Genomic DNA, 26,155 nt, shown 5'->3' on the forward strand with positions numbered 1-26,155 from the left:
CTTCGGGTCGTTGCCATTTTTTGCCCGTCAGGATTGTCTATGACCGCTACCATCGCCGTTCCCAAAAGCGCCGCACGCCGCAGCCTTGCCTTGGCCCTGCTCACCCAGATGTACACCGGCCCCGCGTTTCGCGAGGCCGCCGCCGTGCTGTTGCGCGAGCAATTGAAGGCGCATTACCCCCAGCTGGATATCGACCCGAATATTGCGATGCTCGGCACGCCCCGTTGGGAGGTCGTCAACGACCAAGTGGTCGCTCACCCGCCCACCTATCAGGCGCTCACCGATATCCTCGAAGATCAGGCGTTGCTGGCGATACCGGCGCTGTATATCGAAGGAGAACACTTTCTCACCCAACTGCCGATCAGCGAACCGCCTGTGCACTTGCCGGTGAGCGTCCTTGATATCGCCGGCATGCTCAACGCCCTGGCCCCAGTGATGCTGCGCGGTTACCAGCAAATCCAGCTGGACTACTTGAACCAGATCGACGACGACAGCAGCCCACGTTGGCTGGCCTTATCCAATGTGTTGCGCGACTTCTGGAATGTGCAGGAGGTCAAGGGCTGGACCACCGAGGATTGCCGGATGGCGCGCCAGTTGTTCAAGGCACCGGACCTGGCTGAGCGAACCGTCGCCGACCCCTATGCGACTCGCGCTTACGTGATCGACATTGACCGGATCGATGAGCAGGGCAAGGTCCACCACAGCCTCGATAATGTGATCAGCGTGCTGATCGGCAAACAAGCTGGGCAGGAGGTGATCCTTGCCTACTGGGTGCTGCGGGGCTACAGCAAGTACGCGAGTCTTGAACAGTTGGGCAGCGACCTGGCGCTGCTGGCGCCACGCGAAAAGCTCCAATGGCGCCTGGTGGAGCCTGAGGGCAGTTTCTTCGATTACCTGGCCTGCCTCATGATCAGCATCCAGACAGTAGCCATCGCCACCTTGAATTATTCCGAGCTGCGCGGCACTGACGACGATCACGCCGCGCTGGCCGGTCCGCCGAACCGCCAGGCCAAGGGCAATGGTCCCGACTTACAGTGGTACCGTCACGCCCTGCCCGACTGGCTGAGCCAGGCCGCCGTTACCGACTTGAACGCCTATTCACGTCATCTGAAAGACCTGGCGGCATTACATAACCGAACTCAGCGCGCGTCCTATCAGGACGGGATTGCGCCCATCCAGCAGTTCGCCCTTGAACGCCTGACCGCCGAAATGCTCAAGGAGCACCCGGACGCCACCGATGTGATGCTTGGCAACCTGCAGATCAAGGTGCAAAGCCCCGTGTTGTGGGGTGTCTTCGCCGTGCCGGGCAAGCTGGACACGACGCTGTTCAGCCTGACTGAACTGGCCTTGCAGAACCTCATCGCCCTGCCCCTGGGCATCAAGACCCTCACCGGACACACCACGCAGAAGCTGCCCGACTGGCTGACCATCGACTACCTGGAAGCGCTGGTCACTCGCGTGGATATCGGCGCCAGCTATCCGGCGTTGATCAAGCAAAAGCTGCTGGATGATCCCACCGAGTCGTCACGCCGCCAGGGCTTGTATATTGAACATTTGCGCATCCAACTGCCCTTGCTGGCGCTGCAATACAAAATCCGCCAACAGGCCGGCATCGATGAACGTGGCTATCGCTACGTGGTGGCGGCGTTGCAGGCCGAGGCCACCGACCGCCAGGTGGAGGGTAAATCCATCGTTATCCGTCGCCTGGGTTTTGTCCCCACGCGGCGCTTGGACGCTACGCCGGACGTCGTCGACAACATGTTCGTGATCGGCCCACAGGACATGGCAGCCGGGCCTTGCCTGTTGTACCGGCCGCTGCTCGACCAGCCGCTGACCCAGCACCCTTCGCCCGCCAACCTGCTGTACGCCATCCAGCAATCCGACAGCCTGCGCGACTCGGTGCTGGCGTGGCTGCCCGATGGGGTACGCGGGGACTACGAGCGCTACGTGTTCCCCGGCAGCTTGCCCTCGCCCTGGTTGGTGGCTGACTTCTTGGTGGACCCGAGCAAATTGCTGATACTGAGCGGGCCATTGGGCCTGAGTAGCGCGGTCATGGAAGGTGACGTGGCGGCCAGCCTGTTCCAGGCAAATGCAAAAGCATTGGTGAAACTGGCGGACCGGCAATCAGTGTCGAATGCCGAAGCCCGTTGGGCGACCTTCAAGCGCGCGGGCTGGATGATTTTCAACGCAGCGCTGCCGTTCCTCGGACGTACCGTGGGCGCCGCCGCCTGGGTCTGGCAAATCATGGACGACTTGCAGCAAGTGGCCGACGCCCAACAAAACAACGACCAACAATCATCCAGCGCCGCCCTCACCGACCTGTTGCTCAACCTCGGCATGGCCATCGCGTTGCACAGCGCAATACGTACAGCGCCACCGCGCCAGGCCGACAAGGCCAAAACGAGCAAACCGGGGTTCGCGCCCGAGCCTGTGCCCCCTCCCAAACCCAGCGTCACCCAGGCCGCCACCCTCACCAGCGACAAGCTGCCCATCGACCACGTACAACCCCTGCATATCAGCGGCGCGATCAATCGCGCGCCGACGCGACTGGGGGTGGTGCTGGACCGCTTCAAGGTATCCAAACCGGACAATCTCGGCGATGCCATCACTGCCGAAGGCACCCATCAGCACCTCTATCGCAGCGGCAAGCAATATTACGCGCCGGTGGGCGAGCGCTGGTTCCAGGTGCAGGTGGACGAGAACGGCACGGTGCTGATCGTCGATGCCGCCCAGCCGGAACGCACAGGTCCGCCGCTGCTGCACAATCGCCAAGGCCAATGGTTCGTTGATGCGCGCCTGCACCTGCGCGGCGGCGGGCCCAAGATTCTCGAGAAAAAAGCTCGGGAGGTGGCGCAAAAACGTGCGCAGGAACTGCGCAAACAACTGAGCGAGTTCGAAGAAGGCAAGAAAACCGCCCAGCAACAATTGCAGCAAGCGCAACAGGCCATGGAAACGGGCCCTTCCACATCAGCCCAGGCACGCCGGCAAAGTTACCTGCAGACCCTGAGCGAACAGCGCTCAAGTTATGAGGACGCCTTACAGAAGCTCAAGACACTGAGCGTGCATGCGCCCACACCGGACTATCCGCAAAAAGCCCTGGCTTACCTCAAGGTGCAAACCGAACTGACCAAGGCGGCTCTTCAACAGACGCTGGTCGAGTTCACTCCCAGGCTGCGCACCGCGCTCAATCAACTCGAACACCTCGACGAGGCGCCGCAGGCGCGCAATGTCGACAACGCCCGGCAACTGGCCGCCCTGAATACGCAGATGATCAAGCACCTGGAATACATGCAGACCCGCTTCGATGAGCTGGCCACGCTTGGCAAGGACGGCGCTCGCCTGACGTGCACTACCAAAAGCGCATTACCGGCCTACAGCAGCGACGACCTCAAGGCGTTGCAGATCGAGATAGCACGCGACCTGTGCCTGCCCGAAGAGACGCTGACCAGTGCTCCCGAAGCCTGGAAGGGCATCGGGCGGATCATCGACACCGCGCAGATTGCCATCCAGTGCCTGCGCGATACCTTACGCGAACAGAGCGAATCGCGCCTGGACGAGCGCATCGACACCTTGAGCAGCCTGGTGGAGCAATTCCAGTTGCTCGACGAGCGTCTGCAGGACTTCCCCGCAGAGTTTTCCGAACTGGCCATCGCGTCGCAACTCAAGGAGCTGCGCGACCAGTTGAGCGAGTACAGGCGGCGCGCCATTGCCCAACTGGGCCTGCTCAGCACCGAACGCGACATCCTCAGGCAACGCCCGACTCCACCCCCGACCCCGCCCAGCCCGCAACGCAAATTCATCAAGACGCGCTACCACGGCCAATTGATCGGTGAACCACGCCTGGCGGATGTGGCCAAGCAGACCTGGCTGGTGGAAATCCGCTCTCCGCTGACCCGTCAAGTGATCGCCACCTTTCACGAAAAGCCCAAGGGGGTCTGGGTGGAGCGGCTAAAAACCCCGCCGCCGAGCACTTCGACCCCGGATCTGCAGGCCAGCATCGACGCCGGTCAGGTCTTGCTGAACGAACTGCCCGCGTTCTACGAGCGCGCCCGGACCGTCGCCGCAAAGGCGGATCGCACGCCCTTCGGCCTGGAGCTGCTGTACCACCGGCAGGCCAGAAGGCTGGAACAGGCCAGCACCGCCATCGAAGACGCGCTGACCCACAGCAACGAATCCGACACGCCCGCGGCCAGCGAAATCCGCACAGCCCTGAGCCAGGCCATCAAGGACGTGTACGAGCGCAGCGGCCAGCAGGTCTTGAGCGCGCTCAAACAGCACCCGCCCACCGCCGCCGGCATCGAGTGGATGAAAAATCGCAACCTGATCATCCTCAAGAAAACCCTCAATCGGCGCCGCCTGAAAAGCGACAAGCCGGATTATCTCGACGAGTACACCATCGCCGACCAGCAAACCGGTGAGGTGCTCTGGTACGCCCACTTTCATTACAGCACCCAATGGACGCCGCCCAAGGCGTATCTGTCGGCGCGTTTAAAAACCGTCGCCGAGCATCGATTGGGCGCGGCAGCCGAGACCCCGAAAGGCTTGAACTACGAACAGCAGGTCGCGTTCCTTCGAAGCCAGATCAGCCTGGCGCAGGCCAAACAATTGTTCTTCGAACAGCCCGGGTCCAGCCGCGGCACTGAGCGAAGCACTCAATAAGCGGGGCGCTGTCTATCGCCATCCTCCTCGCCCCAGATCATTGGCACCCATCACTCCCGCCAGGCATGACGCAAACGCGCCAGCGCCTGGGCGATCCCGGCCTCGGGCACGGCGGCAAAACCCAGCACCAAACCGGCACGCTGATCCGACGGCGTGGTCGAATGCGCCAGCCAGTAGCTGCTCAAGCCGTTAATCTCGACATCCGCCGCGTGAGCCTGCGCCAGCAATTGCTGCTCGCGGGCCAGGCTGCTGACGCGCACGGTCAGGTGCAGCCCCGCCGCAACCCGCGGCAATTGGCCTACGCCTTCAAGCCCGCTTGGCCAACCGGCCAGCAGCGCATTGCGCCGGCTCAAGGCGGCACGGCGCATGCGGCGAATATGCCGCTGGAAATGCCCGGTGGCCATAAACTCGGCCATCACCGCCTGGGTACTCACCTCGGAGTGGCGCATGTCGACCGCGCGGCGCCGTGCGAAGGCATCCACCAGCCCCGGCGGCAGCACCAGATAGCCCAGGCGCAACGCCGGAAAAGCCACCTTGCCAAAGGTACCGACGTAGAGCACTCGCCCGTTACGGTCCAGCGCGGCCAGCGGCGACAGGGGCGCGCCGCTGTAGCGGTACTCTCCGTCGTAATCGTCCTCGATGATCCAACCCTGCGTGCGCTCGGCCCAGGCCAGCAATTCCAGGCGCCGCGCCAGGCTCATCACCACGCCCAACGGGTACTGGTGCGAAGGCGTGACATAGGCCAGCCGGCATTCCTGCAGGCTATTGAGCACGTGGCAATCAATGCCCTCGGCGTCCACCGGCACACCGTGCAATCGTCCGCCCGCCAGCGCGAACGCATGGCCTGCGGCGCGGTAGCCGGGATTTTCCACCGCCACGCCCTCGCCGGGCGCCACCAACAGCTGTGCACAAAGGCTGATCGCCTGCTGCGCGCCACTGGTGATCACAATTTGCTCAGCCGAACACTGCATGCCCCGCGAGCTGCGCAGGTAGGCGGCGATCAGGCCACGCAAGCGATCATCTCCCGCCGGGTCGCCGTAACAGAGCTTTGCCAGGTCGGGTTTACGCCAGAAAGCCCCATTCAGCTTGGCCCATACCTCAAAGGGAAAGAGGTCAAACGCCGGTACCCCTACCCGAAATGCCCGTGGTGGTCCGGGTGGCGGTGCAGGCAAATGGTTATTTTCCAGGCGGCTCAACGCCGGGTTGTGGATAACTTCGGCTGGCGATTTGACCGGAAAATCCAGCCAATTTGTGGATAAGCCTGGGGATAAGCCTGTTGAAAACCCTGTGGATACTTTTGTGGATAGTTTTTTCGCAGCGGGTAGCTTGGCTACGTAGGTGCCATCACCTACCCGACTTTCGATAAAACCTTCCGCGTACAGCTGATCGTAGGCGCGTACGACGCTGTTGCGCGAGATCGACAGCGTCGCCGCCAGGTCGCGGCTCGCGGGCAAGCGTGTGCCGCCCACCAGCCGCCCATCCAGCACTCGCTGACGCAGGGCGTCATACAGCTGGCGCGTCAGGCCCTGACGGCGATCCAGCTCGATACCAGCGGGGTTGAATGAAAGTGGCGGTGACACAGCTGACATATTGGACCTATCGAATTGGAGTCAGGTGGCTCTTACAACGGGCCATTAGCCTGCCTAGGATGCAGGCATTCGCCAAGGACTATTTCCATGTACACACCACGCGCTTTTGCCCTCGATGATTTGCCCCAATTGCAGCAACTGATCCAGCACACTCGCCTGGCGCAGTTGGTCACCTTGGGCGAGCAAGGCTTGCAAGCGAGCCATCTACCGTTGTTGCTCAACCCCGATGAAGGCCCTAACGGGACACTTTACGGGCATTTGGCCAAGGCCAACCCACAGTGGCAAGACCTGCAAAACGGCAGCGAGGCCCTGGTGATCTTTGCCGGTGCCGAGGCTTACATCAGCCCGGCGTTCTACCCGGCCAAGGCCGAGCACGGCAAAGTGGTGCCGACCTGGAACTACATCGCCGTGCACGCCTACGGCAAGGCTGAGGTATTCAGCGACGCCGAGCGGTTGCTCGGCGTGGTCACCGCACTCACCAACCGCCATGAAGGCAAGCGTGCGCAACCGTGGAAAGTCAGCGACGCACCGGCGGACTACATTGAAGGCATGCTCAAGGCCATCGTCGGCTTCGCCCTGCCGATCGAGCGCCTGCTCGGCAAGCGCAAACTCAGCCAGAACCGCAGCCCGGCCGATATCGCCGGCGTACGCGACGGCTTGGCCGCCAGCACCGATATGCGCGACCAAACCCTCGCGCGCCTTATTCCCCCAGGAGCTTCAGAATGAGCCAGATCGAGATCCGCCCAGTCACCGCCAACGACCATGCCGCCTGGTTGCCGCTGTGGCGGGCGTACCTGAAGTTCTACAACACCGAGTTGCCGAACGCCGTGAGCCAAAGCACCTGGCAGCGCCTGATCGACACCGGTGAGCCAACCCATTCGGCGCTGGCCTGGCAGGACGGCAAGGCGGTGGGCATGGTCAATTTCATTTACCACCGCTCCAATTGGAGCATCGAGAACTCCTGCTACCTGCAGGATCTGTTGGTGGATGCGTCCCAGCGCGGCACGGGCGTTGGGCGAAAATTGATCGAATTCGTCTACACCACCGCCAAGGCCGATGGTTGCTGCAAGGTGCACTGGCTGACCCACGAAACCAACGCCACCGCGATTCAACTCTATGAACGCATCGCCGAACGCCCAGGCTTCATCCAATTTCGCAAAGGTCTCTAAGGAGCGCAGCATGCCCACTTCCCCGGCCAACTGGAAAGGCGCCCCGGCGCCGACCGTTGAACAGCTCGAAGGGCGCTTTATCCGCCTGGAAAAACTCGACCCCGCGCGCCACGCCGATGGCCTGTGGCAAGCCCTCGAAGGTCCTGGCGCCGATCCCAAGCTGTGGGACTACTTGCCTTACGGGCCATTTGCCGAGCGCGCCGCGTTCGACGCATGGCTGAACAACCACGCCGCCCATAGCGACCCGTACTTCTTCACCGTGATCGACCGCGCCAGCGGCGACGTGCAAGGCATCCTCAGCCTGATGTCCATCGTCCCGGCCCAGGGCCGTATCGAGATCGGCCACGTCACCTTCGGCGCGCCCATGCAGCGCTCGCCCAAAAGCACCGAGGCGGTGTACCTGCTGGCCAAGTATGCGTTCGACCAGGGCTATCGCCGGCTGGAGTGGAAGTGCAACAACGGCAACGCCCGTTCCCGGTATGCGGCCGAGCGGTTGGGGTTCAGTTTTGAGGGGGTTTTCCGCCAGCACATGGTGGTGAAGGGACAGAACCGGGATACGGCGTGGTATTCGATCATCGACGGCGAATGGCCAGCGATTGGAGCGGGGTTTGAGCAATGGTTGTCGCAGGCAAACCAGACGGCAGCGGGCCAGTTGAAGACCCTGGCCGAGTGCCGGGCCTGATCCTCTAAAACACCACAAATCTTCTGTGGGAGCTGGCTTGCCTGCGATGGCATCAACTCGATACATCAGGTACACCGATTTGTCTGCATCGCAGGCAAGCCAGCTCCCACATTTAGATCGGTGTGGGTCAACTACCTCAGTTTCTGGGCCAACACCGCAATATGCTCCGGCCCGATCCCACAGCATCCACCCAGGTGGCTGGCGCCGCGCGCCTGCCAGTCCGCCGCCCAATGCAAGTAACCCGGCGGGTCCAGATCCTCACGCAAGGGGTCCAGGCCATCGTTGGCCGTGGCTTCCTCAGGCTGCGGCGGGAAGGCGTTGGCGTAGGCACCCACGGCAATCTGTACGCCAAGACGCTCGAACGTCTGGCGCGCGGCATCAATGGCATCACCGATCACTTCCGGCTGGCTGCAGTTGAACAGCAGCACCTGCACGCCCAACTGCGCCGCCGCTTCGGCCGCTTGCGCAACCGGTTCGCCGGAGCGCAGGCGCGGTACGTCGTCGGTGTCTTCGTCCTTGAGGGTAAACGACAGCCAGAACGGCTTGCCGTCCTGTGGTAACCCCGCGTGGATCGCACGCGCTTCGGCAATCGAACTCTGGGTTTCGGCCAGCCACAGGTCGACGAACGGCGCCAGGCCTACCACCAGCGGGGTCAACAATTCGCTGACGCGCTGTGGCTGGAACAGATCGGGCCGATACGAACCAAACAACGGCGGCAGTGAGCCCGCCACACGTACCGCCTTGCCGGATGCGTCCACTGCCCGCCGCGCCAATTCGCCAGCCAGCGCCGCCAACGCCTGGCCTTGCGCAGCGAAGCGTTCTTCGCCGATATGGAAAGGCACCACCGCGTAGCTGTTGCTGGTGATGACATTGGCACCGCTGTCGATATACGCCGCATGCACCGCTTCCACCGCTTGCGGCGCTTCGCTCAAGGCCAATGCCGACCATTCGGGCTGCCGAAACGGCGCACCGCGACGTTGCAGTTCACGGCCCATGCCGCCGTCGAGAATCACTGTTGCTGTGGCCATATGCTTTTTACTCATAAGCTTATGAAAATAACTCACTATGAGAGTCGTTCTTATAACTATTTAATACGTTGAATTCTGTTTATAACAACTCTTTTTTCAAAGGTGTCTCCCGTGAAACTTAAACCGCTGCTGGCCCTGGGCCTGACGATCCTGGCTGCTTCGACACAAGCCTTCGGCGGTGCCACGCTGGACCGGGTCGAGAAGCGCAAAGAGCTGGTCGGCGTGCTGATGGAAAGCTACCCGCCGTTCTCGTTTCTGAACGACCAGAACCAGCTCGATGGTTTCGACGTGGATGTGGCCAAGGCGGTGGCGCAGAAACTGGGTGTGAAGCTGCGCCTGGAAACCCCTTCCTGGGACGTGATCGCGGCCGGCCGCTGGAGCGGTCGCTATGACATCTGCATCTGCTCCATGACCCCGAGCAAGGCCCGCGCCGAAGTGTTCGATTTCCCGGTGGAATACTACGCCTCGCCGGCAGTGATCGTGGTCAACGCCAAGGACGATCGCATCCACGGCGCCAAGGACCTGAGCGGCAAGAAAGTCGGCCTCACCAGCGCCTCCAGTTATGAAAGCTACCTGAACAAAAACCTGGTGATCGAAGGCGCTGAAGACACCCAGTTGCAGTACCCGTTCGAAGACGTGCAGATCGCCCCCTACGACACCGACAACGTGGCGTTCCAGGATCTGGGCCTGGGCGCCGGCGTGCGCTTGGATGCGATCCTTACCAACTTGGTCACCGCCCAACCGCGCCTGACACAGGACAAGCGCTTCAAGCTGGCCGGCGAGCCGCTGTATTCGGAACCCAATTCAGTGGCCATCGAAAAAGGCGACCCGCAGTGGGACAGCAAGGTGCGTGAGGTCTTCGCCGAGTTGAAACAGGACGGCACCCTGAGCAAGCTGTCGCAAAAATGGATCGGCGCCGACATCAGCCAATGACTGCATTCCCCACACCGCCCAAACCGCCGGTCAGTGAGTCGCGATGGCAGCGGCTCTTCGGTTTTCGCACCCGGCTGTACCTGACCTGGGCCGCGCTGTTGTGCCTGTTCGCCAGTTTCTTCCTGAGCTTTGACCTGAAGTTCTCGATCATTCTCGACAAGCTGCCCAACCTGATGGGCTTGCACCTGGCGCCGAACGGTTTCCTGCAAGGCGCGGCGCTGACGCTGTTTTTGTGCCTGTGTTCGATCGGGATTTCTTCGGTGCTGGGGTTTGTCACGGCACTGGGCCGTCTGTCGAGAAGCGCAGTGGCTTTCGGCATTGCGAGTTTCTACGCGTCGTTCTTTCGCGGCACGCCGCTGCTGATCCAGATCCTGCTGATCTACCTCGGCCTGCCCCAACTGGGTCTGGTACCGGGCGCCATCGTCGCCGGAATCATCGCGCTCTCGCTGAACTACGGCGCCTACCTGAGCGAAATCTTCCGCGCCGGCATCCTTGGCGTCGCCCAAGGCCAGCGCGAAGCCGCACTTGCCTTGGGCATGCGCGACAGCGCGATCTTCTGGCACGTCACCCTGCCCCAGGCGATGCGCACCATCATCCCGCCGGCCACCAACCAGTTCATCTCGATGCTCAAGGATTCGTCGCTGATCTCGGTGATGGGCGTATGGGAAGTGATGTTCCTGGCCCAGTCCTATGGCCGTTCCAGCTACCGCTATATTGAAATGCTGACCACGGCGGCGATCATTTACTGGGTGATGTCGTTGGGCCTTGAGCTGATCCAGGCGCGCATGGAGCGGCATTACGGCAAAGGCTATGTGCGTCGCAGTTGAGTTCAGCGGCGCAGCTTGACGACGCCCATTTGCATGCCGAACGGTTTGAACACGGCATTGAGCGACTTCAAGGTCTGATTGCCCTCGCCATGTTCGATATGCACCAGGGTGCGCACGGAAATTTTGCACATCCTGGCGAACTGGATTTGTTGGAGGCCGGTGACCTCGGTGCGCAGACGCCGCACCGCGGCGGCGATATCCAGCGTGCCGTCGGCCAATGCGGCCTGGATGCTGTCGATCAGTTGGGTGCGCTCTTCAAGGGTCAGGCTCATTTCAATCCCCAGTCTTTCAGGCGTTGCGGCAGGTTTTTCAATGCTATGCCGGGGTGATTCATCGTCACGGCAGGCAAGCCGCTGGTGCTGAGGATGTCGGGTAACGCTGAAAGCTGCTGCGCGGCGTCCCTGAGCCCTTCGTAGAGGGCCTGACTGTCGACCAGATCGCTCAGCAAATCACATACGCCGCGCCAGTCCACTTCGCCCGCACGTTCAAGTTCCCTGGGCCACTTCGTGGTGCGGGTGATGCCTTCGTCATCCATCACCATGGGCGCCAGGTCGTAGATCGGGGCCAGGCGCAAGGCGTTGGTTTGACGAATAATCGAGGTATTGCGCCCGTGGTTGTCCGAGTTGCCCAGGACCTTGTTCAACAGGTCACGCTTGAGGTACTCCGCGACCAGCGCCGGCACGTCAGGTGCTTGTCCTGCCTCCTGCCATAACCTCACCAACTGCTCGATAACCGCACGATGCCCCATGGCACTTCCAGGGACAGTCACGCCAGCCATTGAGTAGATGGATTCCACGGCATAACGCTCGACGCCTTCGCGGCCAACGTGCCTGTCAAAACGCTGCATCCACAGGCTCGGCTTGCTGGCCTCTTCCAAAGCCAGTCCTTGCGCCGCGACCGTGTCGATGCCCAGTGTCTGCAGGGCCTGGTAGTAGTGGTATTCGCTGCGCAGAATGTCCTGGTCAAGCTGCGTGCCTTTGTTGCGAGCGAACTTCACGAACCAGTGCTGCCGGACGTGTTCGTCATCGAGCACGGCATCCGGGAACAGCAGGCCTTGCTGGTTTTCGGTCAGCAGCAGCTTCGGTGCTTCGCCCCCGGCACCCGTGGCGCCACCGATGGCCGCCCCCTGCTCATAGGCGTATTCGAGAAAACGATTATCGCGCTGGATGACCTCCTGACGCGTAAAGCCCATGGGTGGGCGACTGTCCATCGCGGCAACCGACTCTTTGATGCGCATATGACCGATAGGCGCAGGTGTGCTGCGCATGAGTAAGAAAAGGTCTGCGCTGATGTCGTCCGGTTTGTCCTGACCAAGATGTGCCAGCAGAAAACGCTTGGCGGCCCCTGCCGGTGCGATGTCATGAAGAAAAGCCGGGGCACCCTGCGTTCGGCACGCCTCCCACAGCAAAGGAAACCTGACACTCACGGATTTTACAAAAGGCGTGGCGAGGTCATCGAGGTGGTCCACCAGATAGCGTTGGTCATAACCAAAGCTGCAGCGACTTTCGAAGCCCTCTTGCGGGGTATCAAAGGTCAGCAGCATGGCGTCCTGCCATTTTCCTTCGGTGAAGAGTTGTAGGGTCAGCTTGAGCATGAGTGCACCTGCAATTTAATGCGTTTACGCGACATACAAGAGATGAGTTAACGCAATATAGTGCAGATAAAGCCGTTAAGCACCCTCATGACTGCATTAAAATGCACATGAGCGCCGTATGGTCGTTTTTTTACGCAATAAAATGCATAAACGTCCATCAAGCCTCGATATAGAGACAACTCCCGCAAATCGGAAGTCTACGGCCTGACAGTTATCCCCGCCTCACCTCGTTAAATTCCCGCCCTCATCCACAAGAGGTCGGGAATTCATGCCCATTACCCCCAGCAGAATCGTATTTGCCATCGGCCTTTTAGCCGCCGCCAGCCTTCAACATGCACACGCGCGTGGGGATATCGAGTACACGCCGTACTGGTATCAGCCCTACGACGCGCTGCCTTTTGAGTACTACGATATTCCCGAAGTGAAAAACCCAGCCCTCGACGGCTATTTGCTCGGGCAAGCCACCACCCACAACGGCCGGCAGGTGGCGAAAGTGCTGGATCCCGCGCTGACTCGCCTGTTGCAGTCGGGCAAGTTGAGTTCGGAACAGATCAAGGCCCTTGAAAAATTCAACGCTGAACTCGCGCAAAAGCCGGGCGCGTTCGGTGCGGCCCTTGAGCAACTGGCCGGCAGCCAGAACGCGAGCCTCGCGGCGGCTACCCAGAGCACCACCCAGCAACTCGGCAACCGAGTGCTTTCGACGCTGCGCGAATTGCCCACCGACACCGACGGCCACTTTTGGGTAAAAAACCTCGGCAGCGAAGGCGGCCTCGACAGTCAGGGCGGTACTGCCGGCGTGGATACGGCCAACCAAGGCGTGCTGTTGGGCGCCGATTGGGCAGTTGATCACGCCTGGCGAGTCGGTGTGCTGGGTGCAAAATCCAGCAGCCGCCTGGATGCGCAACGCTTTCGCGCCGACCTGGACAGCTGGCACCTGGGCGGTTACGCCGTGCGTCAGGACGGCCCGCTGGCTTTGCGTCTGGGGGCGATCTACAGCAGCCATGCCGGCCAGACTCAACGCAAGGTCGACATCCTGGGTTACAAGGATGCGTTCAAGGGCCGCCACGACGCCAACAGCCAGACTGTCTTCGGCGAGGCGGGTTACCAACTGGGCGATGCCGACATCAGCATCGAGCCCTTTGCCGGGCTTGGCTACCAACGCTACAGCCGTGACAGCTTCAAGGAGCAAGGCGGGCCTGGCGCGCTGAACGTCGATGCGCAAACCCAGCAAAACCTGAGCAGCACCGTTGGCCTGCGCCTGGCCAAACCGTTTCGGTTCGACAACCGGATGACCCTCACGCCCCACCTGAGCACGAGCTGGAAACACCTGTATGGCGATATCGACAGCCAAGTGCGCCAGTCCTTTCGCCAGGGCGGCATCGAGGGGTTCACCATCCAGGGCGCGTCGCTTGACCGCAACAGCCTCAACCTGCAGGCCGGGCTGGATCTGACACTTTCGGCCAATCACACCGTTGGCCTGGGTTATAGCGCCGAGAACGGCACTCACAGCAGCAACCAAGGCCTGATGGCACAATGGCGGATGCATTTTTGACGAAATCCGGGGCAAAAAAGAACCACACAACCCGAATACAAAACCTGTAAAAATAAACTACCAAGACTAACACCACAAAGTTCTATTTAATAAAAGTTCCCCCACCCGATAACAGTCGAGCAAGGCCTATAATTTACCCATACACAGCATTGCGATAGAAACCAAAGCAGCAAAATTACTGCCCTAGCATCAGTCGCACGATAACATTTCGTGCGACTGACTCTGAGACATAAACTTTATTTTCTGACCGGAAGAGTGAGATTGATACGTTGCGAAAATCCACAGTAAGTGTCAATTATTCTTACGCTCCCACTGAAATCAGCCGATCTATCTGGAACTGTGTATGTGAAAGTATGGGCCGTTGAAGAAATTTGTATGAAATCCGCATGCATAACGGGAGCGGGAGTGCTCATCTGCCCGCTGGGTACCTTTGACCTAGTTAAATCCATGGTGAATTGGCCACCTGCGGGTATCGGGTTAGATCGTTGAACATCAATATGAATTGGCTTCTCTCGAATATATAAGCCATCCTTATACATTGGAGGATTGTAATAGCACAAAGGATCGTTTGAGGCGACGGCAACAGCGCTTGCGCTTGTAGCCAAGGCTGAAATCGCGACACATAATATTTCAACTTTTCCAGAAAACGACATATTCATCTTTGGTACTCCCTATGTGAGTTTTTTATTTCACATTGGGAATAATAGTTTTCTACACTCCCCCACACACCTGTAATAAATGACAGGCCTTTATATCTATTTTGAATATTACAAATAATAAAAATACGCGTGCGTTTGCTCTCCCGTAGGTTTGATCAGGCGAAAAAAAAGGGGAGCACCTGCCCCCCCGAGGATTAAACGCTGGTATCGAAGGCTGTATCAGCCTTCGATTTCAATCAGGATTTCACCCGGATTCACCCGGTCGCCCTTGGCCACATGAACAGCGGTCACCTTGCCGGCAATGGCTGCCTGCACTTCGGTTTCCATCTTCATGGCTTCGGTGATCAGCACGGCCTGACCGGCCTTGACCACGTCACCTTCCTTGACCAGCACGTCGACGATATTGCCCGGCATGGCCGTGCTGACGTGACCCGGCTCGGTGGCCTGCTTGCGCTTGCTGCTGCCGCCGCTGACAAACTCGTTGAGCGGTTCGAACACCACTTCTTCCGGCATGCCGTCGATGGACAAGTAGAAGTGGCGCTTGCCTTCGGCTTTCACGCCGACGCCGGTGATGTCCACGCGGTAGCTTTCGCCGTGCACGTCAATGACGAACTCGGTCGGTACGCCTTCGCCACTGGCGCGCGCCACGCCGCCAGCTTCTGGAATCGGCAGCAGCACTTCCGGCGCCAGGGTGCCGGCGTCGCGTTCTTCGAGGAACTTGCGGCCGATGTCCGGGAACATGGCATAGGTCAGCACGTCTTCTTCGGACTTGGCCAACGCGCCGATTTCACCGCGCAGCTTGGTCATTTCCGGCTTGAGCAAATCGGCCGGGCGCACGTCGATGACCTCTTCGCTGCCGATGGCCTGGCGACGCAACTTCTCGTTAACGGTGCCCGGCGCCTTGCCGTAGCCACCTTGCAGGTAGAGTTTCACTTCGTTGGTGATGGTCTTGTAGCGCTCACCGGCCAGCACGTTGAAGAACGCCTGGGTACCGACGATCTGCGACGTCGGCGTCACCAGCGGTGGGAAGCCAAGGTCTTCACGCACACGCGGGATTTCGGCCAGCACTTCGCTCATGCGGTTGAGCGCGCCCTGCTCTTTGAGCTGGTTGGCCAGGTTGGAAATCATCCCGCCCGGCACCTGGTTGACCTGCACGCGGGTGTCGACGGCGGTGAATTCGCTCTCGAACTGGTGATACTTCTTACGCACCGCGTAGAAGTACAGGCCGATCTCCTGCAGCAGTTCTAGGCTGAGGCCGGTGTCGAATTCGCTGCCTTTGAGCGCGGCAACCATCGACTCCGTCCCCGGGTGGCTGGTGCCCCAGGCGAAGCTGGAGATGGCGGTGTCGATGTGGTCGGCACCGTTTTCGATGGCCTTGAGTTGGCACATCGCGGCCAGGCCAGCGGTGTCGTGGGAGTGGATAAAGATCGGCAGGTTCTGCTCGGCTTTGAGTGCCTTGACCAGTTCGCCGGTGGCGTACGGTGTTAATAGGCCGGCCATGTCCTTGATCGCGATCGAGTCGCAGCCCATGGACTCCAGCTGCTTGGCTTGGGCCACAAACGCTTCGACCGTGTGCACCGGGCTGGTGGTGTAGGCGATGGTGCCCTGGGCGTGTTTGCCCGCGGCTTTCACCGCTTCGATGGCAACACGCAGGTTACGCACGTCGTTCATGGCGTCGAAAATGCGGAATACGTCGATGCCATTCACAGCGGCCTTGGCGACGAAGGCTTTGACCACATCGTCGCTGTAATGGCGGTAGCCCAGCAGGTTCTGGCCGCGCAGCAACATTTGCAGGCGCGTGTTGGGCAACGCGGCGCGCAGTTGGCGCAGGCGCTCCCACGGGTCTTCTTTCAGGAAACGTACGCAGGCATCGAAGGTCGCGCCGCCCCAGACTTCAAGGGACCAGTAGCCCACTTTGTCGAGCTTGTCGCAGATCGGCAGCATGTCGTCGGTGCGCATGCGGGTCGCGAGCAGCGATTGGTGAGCGTCGCGCAGGATGGTGTCGGTTACGAAAATCTTCTTGGACATTGTTGTATTCCTCACAGGCCTGCGTGGGCGGCGATGGCGGCGGCGATGGCCAGGGCCAGCTCTTCGGGTTTGCGCTTGATCGAGTAGTTGGTCAGCTCAGGGTGGCTTTCAACGAAGCTTGTATTAAATTGGCCGCTGCGGAATTCCGGGTTGCGCAGGATTTCCTGGTAATAGGCGGCGGTGGTCTTCACGCCTTGCAGGCGCATGTCGTCCAGGGCACGCAGGCCGCGGTCCATGGCCTCTTCCCAGGTCAACGCCCACACCACCAGTTTCAGGCACATGGAGTCGTAGAACGGCGGGATGGTGTAGCCGGTATAGATCGCCGTGTCGGTCCGCACACCAGGGCCGCCGGGTGCGTAGTAACGGGTGATCTTGCCGAAACTGGGCAGGAAGTTGTTCTTCGGGTCTTCGGCGTTGATACGGAACTGCAACGCGAAACCGCGGTGCTGGATGTCTTCCTGTTTCACCGACAGCGGCAGGCCCGAAGCGATGCGGATCTGCTCACGTACGATATCGATCCCGGTGATTTCTTCAGTGATGGTGTGTTCCACCTGCACGCGGGTGTTCATCTCCATGAAGTACACCTCGCCCTCGGCGAGCAGGAACTCCACGGTGCCGGCGTTCTCGTAGCCCACGGCCTTGGCCGCGCGCACCGACAGGTCGCCGATGTAGGCGCGCTGTTCAGGGGTGAGCTGGGGGCTCGGGGCGATTTCGATGAGCTTCTGGTTGCGGCGCTGGATCGAGCAATCGCGCTCGAACAGGTGCACCACGTTGCCAAAGCTGTCACCGAGGATCTGCGCTTCGATGTGCTTGGGATTGACGATGCATTTTTCCAGGAACACCTCCGCCGAACCGAAGGCCTTGGTGGCTTCGGAAATCACCCGAGGGAAGGCTTGTTCAAGTTCTTCACGGCTGTTGCAACGACGGATACCGCGACCGCCACCGCCGGAAGTGGCTTTGAGCATCACCGGGTAACCTATGCGGTCGCCTTCGGTCAGGGCTTCGGCGATGTCGGCGACGTTGCCCTCGGTGCCTGGCGTGACCGGAACACCGGCCTTGATCATGCTGCGGCGCGCTTCGGTCTTGTCGCCCATGCGGCGGATCACTTCAGCGGACGGGCCAATGAACTTGATCCCGCGTTCGGCGCAGATGTCCGCAAGTTCCGCGTTTTCCGACAGGAAGCCGTAGCCTGGGTGCAGCGCATCACACCCGGTTTCCACGGCCAGGTTCACCAGCTTGCGCGGGTTCAGATAACCGGCCAGTGGCTCGGCACCAATGCTGTGGGCTTCGTCGGCACGTTTGACGTGCAACGCGTGGCGGTCGGCGTCGGAGTAGACCGCGACCGAGCGAATGCCCATCTCGGCGCAGGCGCGCACGATTCGTACGGCAATTTCACCACGGTTGGCGATCAGGATCTTTTTTATCACTTGGAAATTCCCTTGAGCCGATTGCTGCGTCTTCGACCCGCTGGAGCCGGGTCGGCGCGTGACCAAATGTTTCATGACAGTCGCAAGACACACACTAAGCCCGCAGAGGGATTAACAAAAATCAATAATTATTGGGTCGTGCATAAGTAAAGACTTATAGTTGGCCGGGCGGTTTGGGACGAGAGGGGTTGATATATGCGTAAGTCATTGATGCGACTGACATTGCGTCAGCTGCAGATCTTTCATGAAGTGTGTGATTTGCGCTCGTACAGCCGCGCCGCCGAGGAAATGTCCCTCACGCAACCGGCCGTCAGCCTGCAAATTCGTCAGCTCGAAGAACTGATCGGCCAGCCGTTGTTCGATTATGTCGGCAAAAAACTCTACATGACCGAGGCCGCCGAGGCCTTGCAACGGGCCAGTCGGGATATTTTCGGGCGCCTGGAAAACCTCGACATGCAGCTTTCGGACATGCAGGGCTCGCTGCAAGGCCAGTTGAAACTGGCGATTGAATCCAGCGCCAAGTACTTCGTGCCGCACCTGTTCGCCGCATTCAAGCGCCAGCATCCGGACGTGCAGTTGCACCTCACGGTGGTGAACCGCGCCCAGGTGATCCGCCGGCTTTCGGACAACCGTGACGACCTGGTGATCATGTCCATGGTGCCTCAGGACATGGGGCTGGAATTCCTGCCGTTCCTCAATAACCCGATTGTCGCCGTCGCGCCACCCGACCACCCCTTGAGCCTGCAAGGCCCGCTGCGCCTGCAGGACCTGGAGCCTTACACACTGCTGGCGCGCGAACCGGGTTCCGGTACGCGGCTGGCGTGCGAGGAGTATTTCAAGGAGAAACGGGTGCACTTCACCCAGACGGTGGAAGTGGCTTCGGCCGAAGCGCAACGTGAATGCGTCTGCGCAGGGCTGGGTGTGGCCCTGTTGACGCGGCATGCGGTCAACATGGAGTTGGCCACCGGCGGGCTCAAGGAGCTGCCGGTGGAAGAGCTGCCGCTGTACCGCAGTTGGTGCCTGGTGCAGGCCAAGGCCAAGCGCCTGTCACCGGTGGCCCATGCGTTCCTGGGCTTTATTCGCAGCGAACGCGTACAGATCAGCGCCCTGGCTGAGCGCTTCGCTGGGCAGCCGCGGGTGCCTGCCAATGCAGTTCCGGGTAGTCACTGATGCTCTGGAGCAGTTGGCGCTCCTCGCAACGGTCTTCGATTGCGCGACGGAACGCCATGCGGCGTTGGTCTTCCTGCTGACGACGGGTCTTTACGGTGCTGTTGCTGTCTTCGTAGGGCCGGGCCATTTGGAGTCTCCCAATGCGAGTGCGGGGAGCTCAGGATGGTCCAGGGGGATGACGATTTGGCGGCGCGGGGGTTACAGGATGATGAATCTTGAGAAATTGACACACATCCATGTGGGAGCTGGCTTGCCTGCGATAGCGGTCTGTAGTGAGCGGGCTTGCCCCGCGCTGGGTGGCGAAGCCGCCCCAATAAAGGCATCGCCGAGCTTCAGGTAGAATCCGGTCGCCTGGTTTGGGGCCGCAGCCCAGCGCGGGGCAAGCCCGCTCACTACGGACCGAGTGTGGCGTTGGATCAGTCGTCCAGGGCTTTGACGGACTTGGGCGACAACCGCAGGCTGCGCAAGCTGCGTTTGACGCTCTTGAGGTGGTTGACCAGGCTCGGCCCGCGCGCCATGGCCACGCCCATTGCCAGCACGTCGATGACCACCAGGTGCGCAATACGCGAGGTCAGCGGCGTGTAGATCTCGGTGTCTTCGTGCACGTCGATCGCCAGGTTGACGGTGGACAGTTCCGCCAACGGCGTCTGGCTCGGGCATAGGGTAATCAACGAAGCGCCGCTCTCACGCACCAGGTTGGCGGTGATCAGCAGGTCTTTGGAGCGTCCCGACTGCGAAATGCAAATGGCGACGTCGGTGGGCTTCAAGGTCACCGCCGACATGGCCTGCATGTGCGGGTCGCTGTAGGCCGCTGCGGTGAGCAGCAGCCGGAAGAATTTGTGCTGGGCGTCGGCGGCAACGGCACCGGAGGCACCAAAACCATAGAACTCGACACGCTGGGCCTGGGACATGGCCGTCACGGCCTTTTGCAATGCCACCGGGTCGAGCTTCTCGCGCACTTCCATCAGGGTGTGCAGGGTGGTGTCGAAGATTTTCAGGCTGTAGTCGGCGACGGAGTCGTCTTCGTGGATCGCGAATTGCCCGAAGCTGGCACCGGCGGCCAGGCTTTGGGCCAGCTTGAGCTTCAAGTCCTGGAATCCGGAGCACCCGATAGCGCGGCAGAAGCGCACGATGGTCGGCTCGCTGATGCCTACGCTATGGGCCAGGTCGGCCATGGAACTGTGCATCACAGCCGCAGGGTCAAGCAGCACGTGATCGGCAACCTTGAGTTCCGATTTGCGTAACAGGTGGCGCGACTGGGCGATATGTTGCAACAAGTTCAAAGGGCAGGACTCTTGTTATGGGCAGGGCCAAGGATGTAGCAATTTTGTAGTTATACTACAAGAATTGCCGTTTTGCCCGTTCGGCGCGTCACTAAATCGCCCTTTTCCCCCTTTGTCTCTGCGGGCGACGCACATGTAGCCACAGGGGCGGTGTCGCCATCACTAAGGAAAATCTGCATTTTCCCGTAACAAATCTGCCAGCGCCTGCGCCTCTATCGGCCGGCTGATCAAATAGCCTTGCACTTCGTCGCAGCGCTCCGCACGCAGGAAGTCCAGCTGCTGCTGATCCTCCACCCCTTCAGCCACCACCTTAAGCGCCAGGCCGTGAGCCATGGCGATGATGGCTCGGGTGATGGCGGCATCTTCACGGCCCTGGCCAAGCCCGCGAATGAAGGTCTGGTCGATCTTCACGTAGTCCACGGGGATGCGCTTGAGGTAGCTGAGGGACGAATAACCGGTGCCAAAATCGTCGATGGCCAGCTTCACGCCCAAGTCGCGCAGTTGCTGGAAAGTGGCGATGATGTGCTCGACGCTATCGAGCAATTGGCTTTCGGTCAGCTCCAACTCCAGGTATTGCGGGTCCAGCCCGGTTTCTTCGAGCACCTGACGCACCAGGCTGACCAACTTGCCCTGGCGCAACTGATGCACCGACAGGTTCACCGACACCCGGATCGGCGCCAACCCCTGGCGCTGCCATTCACAGGCTTGGCGGCAGGCCTCGCGCAGCACGAACTCGCCCAGTGGCACGATCAGGCCGGTCTCTTCGGCCAGGCCGATAAAGTCCCCCGGCGGCACCATGCCCCACTGCGGATGCTCCCAGCGGATCAAAGCCTCAGCCGCGTTCAACTTGCCGGTGGCCAGGCACAATTTGGGTTGATAGAACACCGTGAGCTGGCGCTCTTCAATGGCCTTGCGCAGGTGGTTTTCCAGCTGCAAGCGCTCCAGGGTGCTGGCTTGCAGACTGTCGGTGTAGAACTGGAAATTGTTGCCGCCCAGGTGTTTGGCGTGCTGCATGGCCATGTTCGATTGGCTGACCAGCGCGGAAATTTCGCGCGCATTGTCCGGCAACAGGCTGACGCCCATCGATGCACTGACCACCAGTTCATGCCCTTCTACCGTCACCGGCACACGCAGTTTGGCCAGCAACCGCGTCGCCACCCGCGCCAGGCTCGACAGGTTGCCGTAGGCGTCGAACAGCACGGCGAATTCGTCCCCGGACAGGCGTGCAATGGTGTCGGCCTCGGGCAGGGCATTGATCAAGCGCCGCGCCATTTTCTGCAGCAACTGGTCGGCAACTTCGTGGCCCAGGCTGTCATTGAGCAGTTTGAAGCGGTCCAGGTTGATATGCAGCAACGCCAAGCTGCGCCCGCCCTGGCGTACACGCTGGTGGGCCTCGCGCAGCCGTTCGCGGAACAAGGAGCGGTTGGCCAGCCCGGTCAGCTCGTCATAATGGGTGAGGTAGCGCATGCGCTCTTCGGATTCACGCCGCGCCGAAAGATCGGCGAAGAAGCCCACGATATGGCTGACTTTTCCGCGAATATCGCGCACTACATTCAATTGCAGCCATTGCGGGTAGAGTTCGCCGTTCTTGCGCGTCTCCACCAACTCGCCCTGCCAGGTACCGTGGCTGAGCAAGGCCTGGCGGATCACCGGGAAGTGGCGGCGGGCATCACGGCTGCTGGGCAGCTCCACCACGTTGCGCCCGAGCATGTCGTCGATTTCAAAACCGGTGACACGGCTGAAGGCCTGGTTGACCGCGATCAGTTTGTAGCTCGGGTCAAGGATCACAATGCCTTCGCTGGCCGCTTCAAATACGGTCGACGCCAAACGCTGTTGTTCCTCCAGGGCCTTGCTGGCGCTGATGTCACGGCGAGTACCCAGCATCCGCGTGACCCGCCCGCTGGGCGCGCGCTCCACGGCGCGGCCACGGTCTTCGATCCACACCCAGTGCCCATCGCCATGGCGCACGCGGTATTCGACCTGATAGTCCTCGCTGCGACCCTTCAAGTGCTCCACCAAGGCGCGCTTGAGCAGCGGCAGGTCGTCGGGGTGCAGGCGCGGCTTGAGGTGTCCGAGCATCGCCGTGACGTATTCCGGTTCCAGGCCAAACAACTCCTTGAGCTGGGTGTGATGGACTTCGTCGGTTTGCAGGTTCCAGTCCCACAGCCCCAACTCACTGGCCTGCAGTGCCATGGCCAGGCGCGCTTCGCTTTTATTCAACGCCAGGCTGGCGGCGTCCAACTCCTGGCTGCGCTGCGCCACGCGGTTCTGCAGGCCGATCTGGGCTTCGCGCAGTTCCTGTTCGACGTGGCGGCGCTGCTCGACTTCGCGCACCAGCTCCTGGTTGAGCTGCTCGCTGCGCTGCTGCGCCTGCTGCAGATGCTCGATCAATGCCTGGTTCTGGAAACGGCGCAGCAGGCCGCGCTGGATCAGGCGATTGACCTGCCACGCTACCAGGCTCAGGGACGCGAGCAGGATCAGCCCTAAAACGCCCCAGCCGCGTTGCTGCGGGTCGCCACTCCAGAACAGGTAGATGATGGCCGGCACCAGGCACGGCACGGCGAAAGACAGGAACGCCGGCAGGCTCACGGCGTAGGCGACGCTGGCCGACAGCGTCGCCGCGCCAATCAGGCCGAACACCCAGGCCTGTTGCACGAAGCTGTCCACCGGCACCAGGGCAATGGCGGCGGTGGCCAGGGTCAAGCCGCTGGCCGCCGAGCCGAGCATGAACATGCGTCGCCACACCGGCTGGGCCTGGCGGCTGGGCATGGCCGAATCGAACGCCGCCACCTGGATCACGCGCATCGCCACCAGGGCCAGCAGCCAGACCAGCCACATGCTGTCCAGCAGGTATTGCTTGGGATTCCAGAGCAGCCAGGCGCAAACCAGGCCATTGACCAGCATCAACAGGGTCGGCAGCAGCGAGCCCTGATACAGCAAGCGCGTGCGCTCGACCGCCATCTCGGTGGCGTAGTGTTTGCGAAGAACCTGCGCGGGCGCCGTCGAGTGGCCGAGCAGATCGGTGCTGAGGGTCATAGGCAGTGTTCTTATTAATGGTGAGCCCGAAACGTCGACGGAGCATACACAAGCAAGCGCTTGGGCCAAACTGCTCCACGTCATAAAATTGCGCGGTCACGACCCGCAAACTCCGGGGCCAGACGGCTTGAGCGAGACACTGCGGGGGCCGTGGCCGTTGACCGACCGGTCATCACCCCGCCTGTTTTCGGTCGGCTACCCGGCATTGGTGTTTGCCCCACTCCCCCGTGGGCCATAGAATGCGCCGATGCGCGATGATCTCTCCCTTTTGCTGAACTCCCTCAACGATGCCCAACGCCAGGCCGTAGCGGCCCCCGTTGGCCGTCAATTGGTCCTGGCCGGTGCTGGCTCCGGTAAAACCCGAGTGCTGGTGCACCGTATCGCCTGGTTGATCCAGGTCGAAAACGCGTCCCCGCATTCCATCCTGTCGGTGACCTTCACCAACAAGGCCGCCGCCGAGATGCGCCACCGCATCGAGCAGTTGATGGGCATCAGCCCGGCCGGCATGTGGGTGGGTACCTTCCACGGCCTGGCGCACCGCCTGTTGCGAGCGCACTGGCAGGAAGCGGGCCTGGTGCAGTCCTTCCAGATCCTCGACAGCGATGACCAGCAACGCCTGGTCAAGCGGGTGATCCGCGAGCTGGGCCTGGACGAGCAACGTTGGCCGGCGCGCCAGGCGCAATGGTTTATCAACGGCCAAAAAGACGAAGGCCTGCGCCCTCAACATATCCAGGCCAGCGGCGACCTGTTCCTGGCCACCATGCGCAGCATTTATGAAGCCTACGAGGCCGCCTGCGCGCGCGCCGGGGTCATCGACTTCTCGGAACTGCTGCTGCGCGCCCTCGATCTGTGGCGCGACAACCCTGGCTTGCTGGCCCATTACCAGAAGCGCTTCCGGCACATTCTGGTGGACGAGTTCCAGGACACCAACGCCGTGCAGTACGCCTGGTTGCGCCTGCTGGCCAAGGGAGGCGATAGCCTGATGGTGGTGGGCGACGACGACCAGTCGATCTACGGCTGGCGCGGGGCGAAAATCGAGAACATCTACCAGTATTCCGAAGACTTCCCGGACGCGGTCACCATCCGCCTCGAGCAGAACTACCGCTCCACCGCCGGCATCCTCAAGGCCGCCAACGCCCTGATCGCCAACAACACCGGGCGCCTGGGCAAAGAATTGTGGACCGACGGCGGTGAAGGTGAGGCGATCAACCTGTATGCCGCGTTCAACGAGCATGATGAAGCGCGCTACGTGGTGGAAACCATCGAAAGCGCGCTGAAGACCGGCTTGGCGCGTAGCGACATCGCGATTCTGTACCGTTCCAATGCCCAGTCGCGGGTACTGGAAGAAGCCTTGTTGCGCGAGCGCATCCCTTACCGCATCTATGGCGGCCAGCGCTTCTTCGAGCGCGCGGAAATCAAGAACGCCATGGCCTACCTGCGCTTGCTGGAAGGCCGCGGCAACGATGCCGCGCTGGAGCGGGTGATCAACATCCCCGCCCGCGGCATCGGCGAGAAGACCGTCGAAGCGATCCGCGACCACGCGCGCCACGCCCATGTGTCGATGTGGGAAGCCATGCGCCTGCTGATCGCCAACAAAGGCCTGACCGGCCGCGCGGCGGGTGCGCTGGGTGTGTTTGTCGAGCTGATCGAGAACCTGGCGGCCAAGTGCGCCGAAATGCCGCTGCACCTGATGACCCAGACCGTGATCGAACAGTCCGGGCTGATCGCCTACCATGAAGCGGAAAAAGGCGAGAAAGGCCAGGCCCGGGTAGAAAACCTTGAGGAATTGGTGAGCGCCGCCCGCGCGTTCGAAAACACCGAGAACGAAGAGGACCTCACACCGCTCGCCGCCTTCCTTGGCCATGCTTCGCTGGAGGCCGGAGACGCCCAGGCTGACGAACATGAAGACAGCATCCAACTGATGACCTTGCACAGCGCCAAGGGCCTGGAATTCCCGTATGTGTTCCTAGTAGGTATGGAAGAAGGCTTGTTCCCCCACAAGATGAGCCTGGAAGAACCCGGCCGTCTTGAGGAAGAACGCCGCCTGGCCTACGTCGGCATTACCCGCGCCATGCAGAACCTGGTGATGACCTACGCTGAAACCCGACGCCTGTACGGCAGCGAGACCTACAACAAGGTGTCGCGCTTCGTACGGGAAGTGCCGAAAGGCCTGATCCAGGAAGTGCGCCTGTCCAACAGCGTCAGCCGTCCATTCGGGGGTGGCCAGCAACAGAACTCCAGCAGCATGTTTGCCGGTTCTGAAATTCCGGAAACCCAGTTCAGCCTTGGGCAGCAGGTCCGGCATTCGGTGTTCGGCGAAGGCGTGATCCTCAACTTCGAAGGCGCCGGCGCACAGGCACGGGTGCAGGTGAATTTCTCCGAAGGCAGCAAGTGGCTGATGATGGGTTACGCGAAGCTCGAAGCAATCTGACCTGATCGTTTGTGTCGAGGAAACCTGGCGTTACATGAAGGTTATTGGTCCGCCCTTGTTTTTAACGAGCGCGGGCCAATATGTGTAA

The 26,155-nt window shown here is 61.0% G+C and carries 18 protein-coding genes; 9 read left to right on the forward strand and 9 right to left on the reverse strand.

From position 1 onward, the window contains the following. Positions 1 to 39: 39 nt before the first annotated feature. Positions 40 to 4,659: a hypothetical protein gene (locus KVG91_RS12880; protein ID WP_169376400.1), complete on the forward strand. Its 4,620-nt coding sequence runs from the start codon at positions 40 to 42 to the stop codon at positions 4,657 to 4,659. Between the two features lie 50 nt (positions 4,660 to 4,709). Here the strand turns inward: KVG91_RS12880 and pdxR are convergent, their stop codons facing one another. After that, positions 4,710 to 6,248, reverse strand: a complete 1,539-nt coding sequence (gene pdxR, locus KVG91_RS12885) for a MocR-like pyridoxine biosynthesis transcription factor PdxR (protein ID WP_169376401.1) — start codon at positions 6,246 to 6,248, stop codon at positions 4,710 to 4,712. 87 nt (positions 6,249 to 6,335) lie between these two features. Between pdxR and KVG91_RS12890 the strand changes: the two genes are divergently transcribed. Genes KVG91_RS12890 through KVG91_RS12900 form a run of 3 tightly spaced genes read left to right on the forward strand, consistent with a single transcriptional unit; the run spans position 6,336 to position 8,099 of the window. Further along, a complete protein-coding gene (locus KVG91_RS12890) occupies positions 6,336 to 6,974 on the forward strand; it encodes an FMN-binding negative transcriptional regulator (RefSeq protein ID WP_169376402.1) in 639 nt (212 codons plus the stop codon). Next, positions 6,971 to 7,417 (forward strand): GNAT family N-acetyltransferase, encoded by a 447-nt coding sequence (locus KVG91_RS12895; RefSeq protein ID WP_169376403.1) that lies wholly within the window; start codon positions 6,971 to 6,973, stop codon positions 7,415 to 7,417. Before KVG91_RS12890 ends, KVG91_RS12895 begins: the two co-directional genes overlap by 4 nt. A 10-nt stretch (positions 7,418 to 7,427) precedes the next feature. After that, positions 7,428 to 8,099, forward strand: coding sequence for a GNAT family N-acetyltransferase (locus KVG91_RS12900; RefSeq protein WP_169376404.1), 672 nt, complete (start codon positions 7,428 to 7,430; stop codon positions 8,097 to 8,099). Between the two features lie 131 nt (positions 8,100 to 8,230). On the opposite strand, the gene KVG91_RS12905 is transcribed toward KVG91_RS12900, so the two are convergent. Beyond that, positions 8,231 to 9,127 (reverse strand): homocysteine S-methyltransferase family protein, encoded by an 897-nt coding sequence (locus tag KVG91_RS12905; RefSeq protein ID WP_169376405.1) that lies wholly within the window; start codon positions 9,125 to 9,127, stop codon positions 8,231 to 8,233. A 111-nt stretch (positions 9,128 to 9,238) separates the two neighbouring features. On the opposite strand from KVG91_RS12905, the gene KVG91_RS12910 reads away from it, so the two are divergent. Together KVG91_RS12910 and KVG91_RS12915 are read left to right on the forward strand one after the other, a co-directional pair. After that, positions 9,239 to 10,060, forward strand: coding sequence for an ABC transporter substrate-binding protein (locus KVG91_RS12910; protein WP_169376406.1), 822 nt, complete (start codon positions 9,239 to 9,241; stop codon positions 10,058 to 10,060). Next, positions 10,057 to 10,887, forward strand: a complete 831-nt coding sequence (locus KVG91_RS12915) for an amino acid ABC transporter permease (RefSeq protein WP_169376407.1) — start codon at positions 10,057 to 10,059, stop codon at positions 10,885 to 10,887. Before KVG91_RS12910 ends, KVG91_RS12915 begins: the two co-directional genes overlap by 4 nt. A 2-nt stretch (positions 10,888 to 10,889) precedes the next feature. On the opposite strand, the gene KVG91_RS12920 is transcribed toward KVG91_RS12915, so the two are convergent. Beyond that, complete coding sequence (locus KVG91_RS12920; RefSeq protein ID WP_169376408.1) at positions 10,890 to 11,159, reverse strand: helix-turn-helix domain-containing protein; 270 nt, start codon at positions 11,157 to 11,159, stop codon at positions 10,890 to 10,892. Beyond that, positions 11,156 to 12,481 (reverse strand): type II toxin-antitoxin system HipA family toxin, encoded by a 1,326-nt coding sequence (locus KVG91_RS12925; RefSeq protein ID WP_169376409.1) that lies wholly within the window; start codon positions 12,479 to 12,481, stop codon positions 11,156 to 11,158. Before KVG91_RS12925 ends, KVG91_RS12920 begins: the two co-directional genes overlap by 4 nt. 268 nt (positions 12,482 to 12,749) lie before the next feature. On the opposite strand from KVG91_RS12925, the gene KVG91_RS12930 reads away from it, so the two are divergent. Continuing rightward, positions 12,750 to 14,033 carry an autotransporter outer membrane beta-barrel domain-containing protein gene (locus KVG91_RS12930; protein WP_169376410.1) on the forward strand — a complete coding sequence of 428 codons (1,284 nt, stop codon included), beginning with the start codon at positions 12,750 to 12,752 and terminating at the stop codon, positions 14,031 to 14,033. An 878-nt stretch (positions 14,034 to 14,911) separates the two neighbouring features. On the opposite strand, the gene oadA is transcribed toward KVG91_RS12930, so the two are convergent. Continuing rightward, positions 14,912 to 16,720 (reverse strand): sodium-extruding oxaloacetate decarboxylase subunit alpha, encoded by a 1,809-nt coding sequence (oadA, locus tag KVG91_RS12935; RefSeq protein ID WP_169376411.1) that lies wholly within the window; start codon positions 16,718 to 16,720, stop codon positions 14,912 to 14,914. Between the two features lie 11 nt (positions 16,721 to 16,731). Then, positions 16,732 to 18,147 carry an acetyl-CoA carboxylase biotin carboxylase subunit gene (locus tag KVG91_RS12940; protein ID WP_003213442.1) on the reverse strand — a complete coding sequence of 472 codons (1,416 nt, stop codon included), beginning with the start codon at positions 18,145 to 18,147 and terminating at the stop codon, positions 16,732 to 16,734. Positions 18,148 to 18,342: 195 nt separating this feature from the next. Here KVG91_RS12940 and KVG91_RS12945 point away from each other — a divergent pair, with 195 nt between their 5' ends. Further along, positions 18,343 to 19,317, forward strand: a complete 975-nt coding sequence (locus KVG91_RS12945) for a LysR family transcriptional regulator (RefSeq protein WP_169376412.1) — start codon at positions 18,343 to 18,345, stop codon at positions 19,315 to 19,317. On the opposite strand, the gene KVG91_RS27570 is transcribed toward KVG91_RS12945, so the two are convergent. The 3 genes from KVG91_RS27570 to KVG91_RS12955 form a co-directional block, all read right to left on the reverse strand. After that, positions 19,247 to 19,444, reverse strand: a complete 198-nt coding sequence (locus tag KVG91_RS27570) for a PA3496 family putative envelope integrity protein (protein WP_076952108.1) — start codon at positions 19,442 to 19,444, stop codon at positions 19,247 to 19,249. The genes KVG91_RS12945 and KVG91_RS27570 overlap by 71 nt on opposite strands. Positions 19,445 to 19,733: 289 nt before the next feature. Continuing rightward, positions 19,734 to 20,600 carry a transcriptional regulator HexR gene (gene hexR / locus KVG91_RS12950; RefSeq protein WP_003187110.1) on the reverse strand — a complete coding sequence of 289 codons (867 nt, stop codon included), beginning with the start codon at positions 20,598 to 20,600 and terminating at the stop codon, positions 19,734 to 19,736. Between the two features lie 162 nt (positions 20,601 to 20,762). Beyond that, positions 20,763 to 23,636, reverse strand: coding sequence for an EAL domain-containing protein (locus KVG91_RS12955; RefSeq protein WP_169375316.1), 2,874 nt, complete (start codon positions 23,634 to 23,636; stop codon positions 20,763 to 20,765). Between the two features lie 247 nt (positions 23,637 to 23,883). Here KVG91_RS12955 and uvrD point away from each other — a divergent pair, with 247 nt between their 5' ends. Then, on the forward strand, positions 23,884 to 26,067 hold the full coding sequence (gene uvrD / locus KVG91_RS12960; RefSeq protein WP_169375315.1) for a DNA helicase II: 2,184 nt from the start codon (positions 23,884 to 23,886) through the stop codon (positions 26,065 to 26,067). The last annotated feature ends 88 nt before the right edge of the window (positions 26,068 to 26,155 follow it).

The sequence above is a fragment of the Pseudomonas azadiae genome (assembly GCF_019145355.1).
GTDB classification, from domain to species: domain Bacteria; phylum Pseudomonadota; class Gammaproteobacteria; order Pseudomonadales; family Pseudomonadaceae; genus Aquipseudomonas; species Aquipseudomonas azadiae.

Excerpts from the sequence above, each read along its gene's own strand:
- KVG91_RS12880 (WP_169376400.1), top strand. The coding sequence starts at position 40 with ATGACCGCTACCATCGCCGTTCCCAAAAGCGCCGCACGCCGCAGCCTT.
- pdxR (WP_169376401.1), bottom strand. The coding sequence starts at position 6,248 with ATGTCAGCTGTGTCACCGCCACTTTCATTCAACCCCGCTGGTATCGAG.
- KVG91_RS12890 (WP_169376402.1), top strand. The coding sequence starts at position 6,336 with ATGTACACACCACGCGCTTTTGCCCTCGATGATTTGCCCCAATTGCAG.
- KVG91_RS12895 (WP_169376403.1), top strand. The coding sequence starts at position 6,971 with ATGAGCCAGATCGAGATCCGCCCAGTCACCGCCAACGACCATGCCGCC.
- KVG91_RS12900 (WP_169376404.1), top strand. The coding sequence starts at position 7,428 with ATGCCCACTTCCCCGGCCAACTGGAAAGGCGCCCCGGCGCCGACCGTT.
- KVG91_RS12905 (WP_169376405.1), bottom strand. The coding sequence starts at position 9,127 with ATGGCCACAGCAACAGTGATTCTCGACGGCGGCATGGGCCGTGAACTG.
- KVG91_RS12915 (WP_169376407.1), top strand. The coding sequence starts at position 10,057 with ATGACTGCATTCCCCACACCGCCCAAACCGCCGGTCAGTGAGTCGCGA.
- KVG91_RS12920 (WP_169376408.1), bottom strand. The coding sequence starts at position 11,159 with ATGAGCCTGACCCTTGAAGAGCGCACCCAACTGATCGACAGCATCCAG.
- KVG91_RS12925 (WP_169376409.1), bottom strand. The coding sequence starts at position 12,481 with ATGCTCAAGCTGACCCTACAACTCTTCACCGAAGGAAAATGGCAGGAC.
- KVG91_RS12930 (WP_169376410.1), top strand. The coding sequence starts at position 12,750 with ATGCCCATTACCCCCAGCAGAATCGTATTTGCCATCGGCCTTTTAGCC.
- oadA (WP_169376411.1), bottom strand. The coding sequence starts at position 16,720 with ATGTCCAAGAAGATTTTCGTAACCGACACCATCCTGCGCGACGCTCAC.
- KVG91_RS12945 (WP_169376412.1), top strand. The coding sequence starts at position 18,343 with ATGCGTAAGTCATTGATGCGACTGACATTGCGTCAGCTGCAGATCTTT.
- KVG91_RS27570 (WP_076952108.1), bottom strand. The coding sequence starts at position 19,444 with ATGGCCCGGCCCTACGAAGACAGCAACAGCACCGTAAAGACCCGTCGT.
- KVG91_RS12955 (WP_169375316.1), bottom strand. The coding sequence starts at position 23,636 with ATGACCCTCAGCACCGATCTGCTCGGCCACTCGACGGCGCCCGCGCAG.
- uvrD (WP_169375315.1), top strand. The coding sequence starts at position 23,884 with ATGCGCGATGATCTCTCCCTTTTGCTGAACTCCCTCAACGATGCCCAA.